The sequence below is a fragment of the Paraburkholderia lacunae genome (assembly GCF_003353175.1).
Classification (GTDB): domain Bacteria; phylum Pseudomonadota; class Gammaproteobacteria; order Burkholderiales; family Burkholderiaceae; genus Paraburkholderia; species Paraburkholderia lacunae.
Genome location: NZ_QHKS01000063.1, coordinates 1 through 11319, shown reverse-complemented (window position 1 = coordinate 11319; position 11319 = coordinate 1). Strand labels below are relative to the sequence as shown.

Here is an 11319-nt window from a genome sequence, read left to right as displayed (position 1 = left end):
CAGATCTACAACCAGGAACGACCGCATCATTCTTTAAAATACAGAACGCCCGATGAAGTTCATCGGGCGTTTCTAACCGCGAACAGCGGTGCGTAGGTGTCAACCTATGTCAGGACGGGTCAGTTCGCCTCGGCGACTACCGCTGCGTGGCTCACACCACAGTCGCCGCCCGCTTCCTTGCCGGCGCGCCATTCGCGACGAAGTAGGGTGTCTCCACGCGAGCCAGCGCTTCCCGTCCGCGAATCCGGTCGGCGATCTTCTCGGCAAGCATGATGGTCGGCGCATTCAGGTTGCCGGTCGTGATCTGCGGCATGATCGACGCATCCACGACCCGCAGCGCTTCGAGCCCATGCACACGGCCCTCGTTGTCGACGACGGCCATCTCGTCGTAGCCCATCTTGCATGAGCACGACGGATGAAACGCCGTCTCCGCCCGCATGCGCACGAAGGTGTCGAGCTGCTCGTCGGTCGTCAACTCGGCGCCGGGATTCAGCTCGCGGCCCCGATAGCGGTCGAGCGCCGGCTGGCGCATGATCTCGCGCGTGACACGGATCGCGTCGCGGAATTCGCGCCAGTCGAGCGGATCGGACATGTAGTTGAACAGGATGCTCGGATGCACGCCCGGATCGCGCGACGTGAGTTTCACGCGACCGCGGCTCGGCGAGCGCATCGACCCGACATGCGCCTGGAAGCCGTGCATCCTGATCGCGTTTGAACCGTTGTAATTGATCGCGACCGGCAGGAAGTGATACTGGATGTTCGGCCACAGGTCGTCGTCGCGAGTGCGGATGAAGCCGCCCGCTTCGAACTGGTTGCTCGCGCCGATACCGGTTCCTTTCAGCATCCACTCGAGTCCGATCGCGGGTTGATTCCACCACTGCAACGCGGGATAGAGCGACACCGGCTCCTTGCATTCGTACTGGATGTACATCTCCAGATGGTCCTGGAGGTTCTCGCCGACGCCGGGCAGATCGTGCACCAACGGAATGTCGAGCTCGCGCAGCCACGTCGAGCGGCCCACGCCCGAGCGTTGCAGCAGTTGCGGCGACGCGATCGCGCCACTGCACACCAGTACTTCGCGGCGCGCCTGCGCGGTGACCGAGTTGCCATGATGCAGATACGCGACGCCGGTCGCCCGCTTGCCCGAGAACAGCACGCGGTCGGTCACGGCGTGCGTGACGATGCTCAGATTCGCCCGCGTCTTCGCGCGATCCAGATAGCCGCGCGCCGTGCTCGCGCGCCGGCCGTTCGCGGTGACCGTGCGATCCATCGGGCCGAAGCCTTCCTGCTGATAGCCGTTCAGATCCTCGGTGCGCGGAAAGCCTGCCTGCACGCCGGCTTCGACCATCGCGGCGAAGAGCGGGTTGTTGCCGGGCTTGCTCGTCGTCACGTGCACCGGGCCGTCGCCGCCGTGATAGGCATTCGCACCCGCGTCGCGCGTTTCGGCCTTGCGGAAGTACGGCAGGCAATCCAGATAGGTCCAGTTTTCCAGACCCTGGCGCTCGGCCCATCCGTCGTAGTCGAGCGCATTGCCGCGGATGTAGCACATGCCGTTAATCAGCGACGAACCGCCGAGCCCCTTGCCGCGGCCGCATTCCATGCGCCGGTTGTTCATGTGCGGTTCGGGGTCCGTCTCGTACGCCCAGTTGTAGCGGCGTCCTTGCAGCGGATACGCGAGCGCCGCGGGCATCTGCGTGCGGAAGTCGAAGCGGTAGTCGGGGCCGCCGGCTTCGAGCAGCAGCACGGTCACGTCGGCGTCTTCGGTCAGACGCGCGGCGAGCACGTTGCCCGCGGAACCCGCGCCCACGATGATGTAGTCGTATTCGTTCGAGGCCATCGCCGCGACTCCTTAGAACACCGGTTGATACGGGCCGAGTTCGACCTGCACGGATTTGATGCGCGTGTAGTGTTCGAGCGTCGTGATGCCGTTTTCGCGGCCGACGCCCGATTGCTTGTAGCCGCCCACCGGCATTTCCGCAGGCGATTCGCCCCACGTGTTGATCCAGCAAATGCCGGCTTCGAGCCGATGAATCACGCGATGCGCACGCGCCAGACTCTCGGTCACGACACCGGCGGCGAGACCGTAGGCCGTCCGATTGGCGCGCTCGATCGCTTCGTCTTCGTCGTCGAACACGAGGATGCTCATGACCGGACCGAAGATTTCTTCGCGCACGATGCGCATGTCGTCATGACAGCCGGTGAAAACCGTCGGTTCGACGTATTGGCCGTGGCCGAAGTGGCCTTCGACGATACGCTTGCCGCCCGCCACCAGCCGCGCGCCTTCCTGCACGCCGCTTTCGATGTAGCCGAGCACCTTCTGCAACTGCGCGGCGCTCACCAGCGGGCCGAAGTTGGTGTCCGCGTCGGTGGGCGCGCCGACGCGAATCCGCTTCACGCGTTCCAGCACCAGCGCTTCGAATCGCGCCAGCACGCTGCGCTGCACGAACACGCGCGTGCCGTTGGTGCAGACCTGGCCGGAGCTGAAGAAGTTGGCGCTCATCGCGATGTCGGCGGCGCGTTCGAGGTTGGCGTCGTCGAACACCAGCAAGGGCGACTTGCCGCCCAGTTCCATCGTCACTTCCTTCAGCGACGACGCGCCCGCGAGCGACATCACTTTCTTGCCCGTTTCGACCCCGCCGGTAAACGAAATCTTCTCGATGTCCGGATGCGCGGCGAGCATCGCGCCGACGCGCCCGTCGCCCTGGACAACGTTGAACACACCCGCCGGCACGCCGGCTTCGGTATAGATCTCCGCGAGTTTCAGCGCGGACAGCGGCGTGATTTCGCTCGGTTTGAAGATCATTGCGTTGCCGGCCGCCAGCGCAGGCGCGGATTTCCAGCAGGCGATCTGGATCGGGTAATTCCATGCGCCGATGCCTGCGCATACGCCGAGCGGTTCGCGCCGCGTATAGACAAACGACGACGGCCGCAACGGAATCTGCTGCCCTTCGATGGCGGTAGCGAGCCCCGCGTAATACTCGATCACGTCCGCACCGGTGACGATATCGACCGCTTTCGTTTCGGCGATCGGCTTGCCGGTGTCGCGCGTTTCGAGCGCGGCGAGTTCGTCGTTGCGCTCGCGCAGCAACTCCACGGCGCGGCGCAGGATGCGCGAACGCTGCATCGCGGTCAACGCGGCCCATACGCGCTGACCGTCGCGCGCCGCTTGCACCGCGCGATCGATGTCGGCCGCCGAAGCCTGCTGCACCGTCGCGAGCGTTTCGCCGGTGGCGGGGTCGCGCGTGTCGAAGGTTTCGCCGCCTGTCGCGTCGACGTAGGCGCCGCCTATATAGAGACGTTGCATTGCGAATGCCGGCATGGCGTGCTCCTTCCGATAAGAAAAATTCAGTTGTGTGCTGAGAGAACCAGGTCGATGTAGTCGTTGGCCACGCGCAGCGCGGCTTTGGTGTCGAACGGCTCGCCGGACAACGCGCCGCGCAGCCACAGTCCGTCGATCAGCGCCGCCAGACCGCTGGCCGCGCGACGCGCCGCGGGGCGCGGCAGCGCTTTCGAAAAATCCGCGCACAGGTTCGAGTTCAGACGGCGCGTGTTGACGTGTTGCAGGCGGCGCAGTTGCGGCTTGTGCATGCTCTCGGACCAGAACGCGAGCCACGTCTTCATCACCGGGCCGTTGGTCTGCTCCGCATCGAAATTAGCCGCAACGACGGCACGCAGTTTCGAACGCGGGTCCGTCTTCGCCGCGCGGCGTCGGCGCGAGGTGGCCTGCCACAGATCGCGCAGCACGTGACGCATGGTGGCTTCGAGCAAGCCGTCCTTGTCGCCGAAATAGTGGCTGACGATGCCGGTGGAAATGCTCGCGCGCTGCGCCACCGAGGCGAGCGTCGCGCCGGCGAGACCCGCCTGATCGATGGTCAGCAGGGTTGCGTCGATCAACTGTGCGCGGCGGATTTCGCGCATTCCGAGCTTGGGCATGGCGTGACGGGCAATGGATGGAACCGAAGGCGATGGCGCATGTTAGGTTTTTTATATTGAACGGTCAATCAATAAAAAACGGGTTGCATCAGCGTGCGCAAGGGTTGCGCCTCGCATGTCGGTTCCGGCCAAACTGGTGTCGCGTTCGATACATGTCGTTTGCCGCAGCGGGGACTACGCTCGTTAAACGGTGCGCGGGAACGGATCAGGCGCGCCGCTCACAAGACATGGAGACGGACAAATGAGCAGCAATCGCGGCGTCGTATATCTGGGGCAGGGCAAGGTGGAAGTGCAGTCGATCGACTATCCGAAGATGGTCGATCCGCGTGGCCGGGCAATCGGCCACGGGGTGATCCTGAAGGTGGTGAGCACGAATATCTGCGGCTCCGACCAGCACATGGTGCGTGGCCGCACCACGGCCGAAGTCGGCCTCGTGCTTGGCCACGAGATTACCGGCGAGGTCATCGAGATTGGCCGCGACGTCGAAACGCTGAAGATCGGCGACCTCGTGTCGGTGCCGTTCAACGTCGCCTGCGGGCGCTGCCCGACCTGCAAGGCGCAGCATACCGGCGTGTGTCTGAACGTGAATCCGGCGCGGGCGGGCGGTGCTTATGGCTATGTCGACATGGGCGGGTGGATCGGCGGCCAGGCCGAGTACGTGATGGTGCCGTACGCCGATTTCAATCTGCTGAAGTTTCCCGACCGCGCGCAGGCAATGGCGAAGATCCGCGATCTCACGTGCCTGTCCGACATTCTGCCAACCGGTTATCACGGCGCCGTGATGGCGGGCGTCAAACCCGGCGCCACTGTGTACATTGCGGGTGCCGGGCCGGTGGGGATGGCCGCTGCCGCGTCGGCGCGCCTGCTCGGCGCGGCGTGCACGATCGTCGGTGACATGAACGAGGCGCGTCTCGCGCATGCCCGCAACATGGGTTTCCAGACCATCGACCTGTCGAAGGACGCAACGCTTGGCGAGCAGATCGAACAGATCCTGGGTAAGCCCGAGGTGGATTGCGCGGTGGACTGCGTCGGCTTCGAAGCGCATGGCCACGGCAGCAGCGGCCAGCACGAGGAAGCGCCGGCCACGGTCCTCAATTCGCTGATGGAAATCACCCGGGCCGCGGGTGCAATCGGCATTCCGGGCCTCTACGTGACGGATGACCCGGGTGCCGCCGATGCCGCCGCGCGCAAGGGCAGCCTGAGCATCCGCTTCGGGCTCGGCTGGGCCAAGTCACACTCGTTCCACACCGGACAGACGCCGGTGATGAAGTACAACCACAACCTGATGCAGGCCATTTTGTGGGACCGGCTGCCGATTGCGGACATCGTGAACGTGACCGTCGTGTCGCTCGACGAAGCGCCCGAAGGTTACCGGCAGTTCGACGGCGGCGCACCGAGGAAGTTTGTTCTCGATCCGCATGGGCTGTTGAAGGCGGCTTGACGCGGCATCACTGTGCATGCGTTGACTGAAGTCGAGCCGGGTGCTTTCCTGCCCGGCGCAACTGGCGTGACGATGCAGGCCGCGCCCAGCGGCCTGGACTCACGCCGCCATGACCGGCGACGAGGCGAGCGAAGGCACCTGCTTGCGGCGCTCGCGCGTCGGCGCGGTGCCGAACGCGTCGCGATAGCTCTTCGAGAAGTGGCAGGCCGACTGAAAGCCGCAGGCCATCGTGATGTGCATGATCGACATGTCGGTCTGCAGCAGCAATTCGCGGGCGCGCCGCAGCCGCAAGGTCAGATAGTAATGCGTCGGCGTCATGCCGAGATGCTCGCGGAAGAGGCGCTGCAATTGCCGCTGCGACATGCCCGCCAGCTGCGCGAGCTCTTCGCGTGAAAGTGGCTCCTCGATGTTGTTCTCCATCAGCGAGATCACTTCGAAGAGCGACTTGTTGGCCGAGCCGAGCCGCGCCACCAGCGGCATTTTCTGTTGCGCGTTGGTGTCGCGCACATGTTCGACGATGAACTGCTCCGCGATCTGCGTGACGCGCGCCGTGCCCACGCGCGGGGTGATCAGATTCAGCATCATGTCGAGCGGCGCAACGCCGCCGGTGCAGGTGACGCGATCGCGGTCGATCACGAACAGTTCCCTGAGAAAGCGCGTGTCGGGAAACTCCTCCTTCAGCGCCGACATGTTCTCCCAGTGAATCGCGCACGCGTAGCCGGCCAGCAACCCGGCGCGCGCGAGCGCATAGGTGCCGGTGCACAGACTGCCGAGCACGCTACCCATGCGGGCGAAACGGCGCAACGCGGAAAGATGGGCGGGCGTGGTGGCGCGCTGCACGTCGATGCCGCCGACCACGAACACGATATCGGGCTGCCCGACGCATTCGACCGGGCCGGTATCGACCGCGAGACCATTGCTCGCCGTCACGGGCCCGCCTTCGGGACTTACGATCGACCAGCGATAGAGCGTCTGTCCCGAGAGGTAGTTCGCCATGCGCAGCACTTCGATCGCATTGGTGAACGCGATCATCGTGAAGTTCGGAACGGGCATGAACGCGAAGTGCGACAGCGACGCAGTGCGATCGGTGGGCATGGGGGAAATGATTCCTTCGAATCTGTGGTATTGCGTCGCCGTGGGGCGCGGCTGACCCTGTGATTTTGAGTACTAGGGCAACTACTGTGCCATCGGGCTAAACCCTCGGTTGCCCGCCCATCGGGCTAGATAACTCGACAACCGGCACCAGAACAGAGCCGCGGCCACCCGCGAACGCACCCGAACAGCGCACAGCGTTCAGCTGCAGTGCAGCAATCTCTTCGGCGCCTCGCGCGCGAACCGTCGACTTGTGGATCTTCGGCGCCTCGCGCACGAACCGTCGACTTGTGGAAAAAGGACGCGTATGGCGGAAAAGGCAAAGAACGCGTCTGAATTCATAAATTGACGCGCGGGGCGAGCGTCAAGAATAGACGCAATGCAGACCGGTAGCAGCAGGGCTTCAGCGCCGCTTCCGGCACCCGTCAACGGCCTGTTTCCTGAACTTACGGACCCTCCATGTCGAATCCGAATCCTTTCTTCGAAGAATCGCTGGCCACGCGCGACGCGTCGGTGCGCGGCGCTATTTTGCAAGAGCTGGAGCGCCAGCAGTCGCAAGTCGAATTGATCGCGTCGGAAAATATCGTGTCGCGCGCGGTACTCGAAGCGCAGGGCTCGGTGCTGACCAACAAATATGCGGAAGGGTATCCGGGCAAGCGCTATTACGGCGGCTGCGAATACGTCGACGTGGTCGAATCGCTGGCGCTCGAGCGGATCAAGCAGCTGTTCAACGCGAAGTTCGCCAACGTGCAGCCGCATTCGGGCGCCCAGGCGAACGGCGCGGTGATGCTCGCACTGGTCAAGCCCGGCGATACGGTGCTCGGCATGTCGCTCGACGCCGGTGGCCACTTGACCCACGGCGCGAAGCCGGCACTGTCGGGCAAATGGTTCAACGCGGTGCAGTACGGCGTCAATCGCGACACGATGCTGATCGACTACGAGCAAATCGAGGAACTCGCGCAGCAGCACAAGCCGGCGCTGCTGATCGCGGGCTTTTCCGCCTATCCGCGGGCGCTGGATTTCGCACGGCTGCGCGCGATCGCCGACGGCGTCGGCGCAAAGTTGATGGTGGATATGGCGCACATCGCCGGCGTGATCGCGGCGGGGCGTCATCAGAATCCGGTCGAGCACGCGCACGTCGTCACGTCCACCACGCACAAGACGCTGCGCGGTCCGCGCGGCGGCTTTGTTCTGACGAATGACGAAGAGATCGCCAAGAAGATCAACTCGGCGGTATTCCCCGGCCTGCAAGGCGGCCCGCTGATGCATGTGATCGCCGGCAAGGCGGTGGCATTCGGCGAGGCGTTGCAAGCGGGTTTCAAGACCTACATCGACAGCGTGCTTGCCAACGCGCAGGCGCTCGGTGAAGTGCTGAAGGCCGGTGGCGTCGATCTCGTGACGGGCGGTACCGACAACCATCTGCTGCTGGTCGATCTGCGCCCGAAGGGGCTCAAGGGCAATCAGGTCGAGCAGGCGCTGGAACGCGCGGGCATCACCTGCAACAAGAACGGCATTCCGTTCGACACCGAAAAGCCCACGGTCACGTCCGGTATTCGCCTCGGCACGCCGGCCGGCACCACGCGCGGCTTCGGCGTCGCCGAGTTCCGCGAAGTGGGGCGCCTGATCGTCGATGTGCTCGACGCGCTGCGCGACCATCCGGAAGGCCACGCCGCCACCGAACAACGCGTGCGCCGCGAGATTTTCGCGCTGTGCGAACGCTTCCCCATCTACTGAGAACGCCTGGAGCAAACGATGAGCAACCTGCACGAGAACAGCATCATCATCGACGGTCTGAACATTTCGAAGTTCGAGCGCTCGGTGTTCGAAGACATGCGCAAGGGCGGCGTGACCGCGGTGAACTGCACGGTGTCGGTCTGGGAAAGCTTCCAGAAGACCGTCGACAACATCGCCGAGATGAAGCAGCAGATTCGCGAGTACGGCGAGATGCTCACGCTCGTGCGCACCACCGACGACATCTTCCGCGCGAAGAAAGAGAACAAGACCGGCATCATCTTCGGCTTCCAGAATGCGCACGCGTTCGAAGACAACCTCGGCTATATCGAAGCCTTCAAGGACCTCGGCGTGAACGTGGTCCAGCTTTGCTACAACACGCAGAATCTGGTCGGCACCGGCTGTTATGAACGCGACGGCGGGCTCTCGGGTTACGGGCGCGAGGTGATCCAGGAGATGAACCGCGTCGGCATCATGGTCGACCTGTCGCACGTGGGCGGCAAGACGTCGTCGGAAGCGATCGCCGCTTCGAAGAAGCCGGTGTGCTACTCGCATTGCTGCCCGTCGGGTCTGAAAGAGCATCCGCGCAACAAGAGCGATGAACAACTGAAAGAGATCGCCGATGCGGGCGGTTTCGTCGGCGTGACGATGTTCGCACCGTTCCTGAAGCGTGGCCCGGACGCGACCGTCGAAGACTATCTCGAGGCGATCGAATACGTGGTCGATCTGATCGGCGAAGACCAGGTCGGCATCGGTACGGACTTCACGCAGGGCTATAGCACCGAATTCTTCGACTGGATCACGCACGATAAAGGCCGTTATCGCCAGCTGACGAACTTCGGCAAGGTCGTCAATCCAGAGGGCATCCGCACGATCGGCGAGTTTCCGAACCTGACGGCCGCGATGGAGCGCGCCGGCTGGAGCGAGACGCGCATCAGGAAGATCATGGGTGAGAACTGGGTTCGCGTGTTCGGCGAAGTGTGGAAGGTGTGACCTTCACGCGTTCGTCGAAACCACCCCCATAAAAAACGGAGTCTCCACATGCAACCCCAACTGCCTATCGACGTCGATCCGAACACCGGCGTCTGGACCACCGACGCGCTGCCGATGCTCTACGTGCCGCGTCATTTCTTCACGAACAATCACACCGCGGTCGAAGAAGCGCTCGGCCGCGAGACGTACGCCGAGATCCTCTACAAGGCCGGCTACAAGTCCGCGTATTTCTGGTGCGACAAGGAAGCGAAACAGCACGGCATCGCCGGCATGGCGGTGTTCGAGCATTACCTGAACCGCCTGTCGCAACGCGGCTGGGGTCTCTTCAGAATCACGGAAGCCGATCCGTCCAGCGCGCGGGCGCGCATCGAATTGCATCACTCGTCGTTCGTGCTCGCGCAGCCGGGCAAGGAAGGCAAGCTTTGCTATATGTTCGCCGGCTGGTTCGCCGGCGCGATGGACTGGGTCAACGACACCGCGCCGGATTCGGTGAAGAAGGGGCCGCCGTCGTATTCGACGGAAGCGCAATGCGCGGCTGAAGGCCACGATCATTGCGTGTTCGAAGTGTCGCCGCTCGCGTCGTAACCGCACGCCGCAACGCACACAGTCTATCCATTCCGAGCATTCCGAGGTCGATCGCGATGCGTTACCCGAACCTTTTCAAGCCTCTCACGCTGAACCAGCTGACCTTGCGCAACCGCATCGTCAGCACCGCGCACGCCGAGGTGTATGCGGAGCCGGGCGGTCTGCCCGGCGACCGTTATATCCGTTACTACGAGGAGAAGGCCAAGGGCGGTGTCGGCCTTGCCGTGTGCGGCGGGTCGAGCCCGGTGTCGATCGATAGCCCGCAAGGCTGGTGGAAATCGGTGAACCTCGCGACCGACAGGATTATCGACCCGCTCGCGCGGCTTGCCGAAGCGATGCACACGCACGGCGCGAAGATCATGATCCAGGCGACGCACATGGGCCGCCGCTCGGCGTTTCACGGCGAGCATTGGCCGCATCTGATGTCGCCGTCCGGCGTGCGTGAGCCGGTGCACCGCGGCAATGCGAAGATCATCGAAGTGGAAGAGATCCGCCGCATCATCTCGGACTTTGCCGCGGCTGCGAAGCGCGTGAAGGATGCGGGCATGGACGGGATCGAAATCTCGGCGGCGCACCAGCATCTGATCGACCAGTTCTGGAGCCCGCGCACGAATTTCCGCACCGACGAATGGGGCGGTTCGCTCGAAAACCGTCTGCGCTTCGGCACGGAGGTCCTGAAGGCAGTGCGCGAAGCGGTGGGCGCGGATTTCTGCGTCGGCTTGCGCATGTGCGGCGACGAATTCCATGAAGACGGCCTCGATCACGAGCAACTGAAAGAGATCGCCCAGGCGATGAGCGAAACCGGCCTGATCGATTACCTCGGCGTAATCGGCTCCGGCGCGGATACACACAACACGCTCGCCAACTGCATGCCGCCGATGGCGCTGCCGCCCGAGCCGTTCGTGCATCTCGCCGCCGGGATCAAGTCGGTGGTGAAGCTGCCGGTGATGCACGCGCAAAGCATTCGCGATGCGGGCCAGGCGGAACGTCTGCTGGCGAGCGGCATGGTCGATCTGGTCGGCATGACGCGCGCGCAGATCGCCGATCCGCATATGGTCATCAAGATCCGCGATGGTCGCGAGGACGAAATCAAGCAATGCGTCGGTGCGAATTACTGTATCGACCGCCAGTACAACGGGCTGGACGTGCTGTGCGTGCAGAACGCGGCGACCTCACGCGAAGCAACCATGCCGCACGTGATCGCGAAGACGCGTGGGCCGAAGCGCAAGGTGGTCGTGGTCGGCGCCGGTCCGGCCGGGCTGGAAGCGGCGCGCGTGGCGAAATCGCGCGGTCACGATGTGGTGCTGTTCGAGAAGAACGACTACGTCGGCGGCCAGATCATGCTGGCCGCGAAAGCGCCGCAGCGCGAGCAGATGGCGGGCATCGTGCGCTGGTTCGATATGGAAACGAAGCGGCTCGGTGTCGATCGCCGTCTCGGTGTCGCGGCCGACGAAAAAACCATCATGGCCGAGAAGCCGGACATCGTCGTGCTGGCCACGGGCGGTTCGTCGTTCACGTCGCAAGTGGCGGCGTGGGGCGTCGAG

At 63.9% G+C, this 11319-nt stretch carries 9 protein-coding genes; 5 read left to right on the top strand and 4 right to left on the bottom strand.

Annotated features, from left to right (window positions below; translation table 11 throughout):
• Positions 1–151 precede the first annotated feature (151 nt).
• Genes betA through betI form a run of 3 tightly spaced genes read right to left on the bottom strand, consistent with a single transcriptional unit; the run spans position 152 to position 3933 of the window.
• The gene (gene betA / locus DLM46_RS38310; RefSeq protein WP_115110149.1) at positions 152–1837 is read right to left on the bottom strand and encodes a choline dehydrogenase; all 1686 of its coding nucleotides are present in this window, start codon (positions 1835–1837) and stop codon (positions 152–154) included.
• Positions 1838–1849: 12 nt separating this feature from the next.
• Complete coding sequence (betB, locus tag DLM46_RS38305) at positions 1850–3319, bottom strand: betaine-aldehyde dehydrogenase (RefSeq protein WP_115110145.1); 1470 nt, start codon at positions 3317–3319, stop codon at positions 1850–1852.
• Positions 3320–3345: 26 nt separating this feature from the next.
• Positions 3346–3933 carry a transcriptional regulator BetI gene (betI, locus tag DLM46_RS38300; protein ID WP_115110142.1) on the bottom strand — a complete coding sequence of 196 codons (588 nt, stop codon included), beginning with the start codon at positions 3931–3933 and terminating at the stop codon, positions 3346–3348.
• Between the two features lie 241 nt (positions 3934–4174).
• Between betI and fdhA the strand changes: the two genes are divergently transcribed.
• Positions 4175–5374 (top strand): formaldehyde dehydrogenase, glutathione-independent, encoded by a 1200-nt coding sequence (gene fdhA / locus DLM46_RS38295; protein ID WP_115110139.1) that lies wholly within the window; start codon positions 4175–4177, stop codon positions 5372–5374.
• 99 nt (positions 5375–5473) lie between these two features.
• On the opposite strand, the gene DLM46_RS38290 is transcribed toward fdhA, so the two are convergent.
• A complete protein-coding gene (locus tag DLM46_RS38290; RefSeq protein ID WP_115110136.1) occupies positions 5474–6469 on the bottom strand; it encodes a GlxA family transcriptional regulator in 996 nt (331 codons plus the stop codon).
• Between the two features lie 456 nt (positions 6470–6925).
• On the opposite strand from DLM46_RS38290, the gene DLM46_RS38285 reads away from it, so the two are divergent.
• The 4 genes from DLM46_RS38285 to DLM46_RS38270 all read left to right on the top strand — a co-directional run.
• Positions 6926–8200: a serine hydroxymethyltransferase gene (locus tag DLM46_RS38285; RefSeq protein ID WP_115110132.1), complete on the top strand. Its 1275-nt coding sequence runs from the start codon at positions 6926–6928 to the stop codon at positions 8198–8200.
• A gap of 18 nt (positions 8201–8218) precedes the next feature.
• Positions 8219–9190 (top strand): dipeptidase, encoded by a 972-nt coding sequence (locus DLM46_RS38280; protein ID WP_115110129.1) that lies wholly within the window; start codon positions 8219–8221, stop codon positions 9188–9190.
• A 48-nt stretch (positions 9191–9238) separates the two neighbouring features.
• Complete coding sequence (locus DLM46_RS38275; RefSeq protein ID WP_115110126.1) at positions 9239–9775, top strand: DUF5943 domain-containing protein; 537 nt, start codon at positions 9239–9241, stop codon at positions 9773–9775.
• 56 nt (positions 9776–9831) lie between these two features.
• Positions 9832–11319, top strand: a 1488-nt coding sequence (locus DLM46_RS38270) for an oxidoreductase (protein WP_115110124.1), incomplete at its 3' end; no start/stop codon positions are given.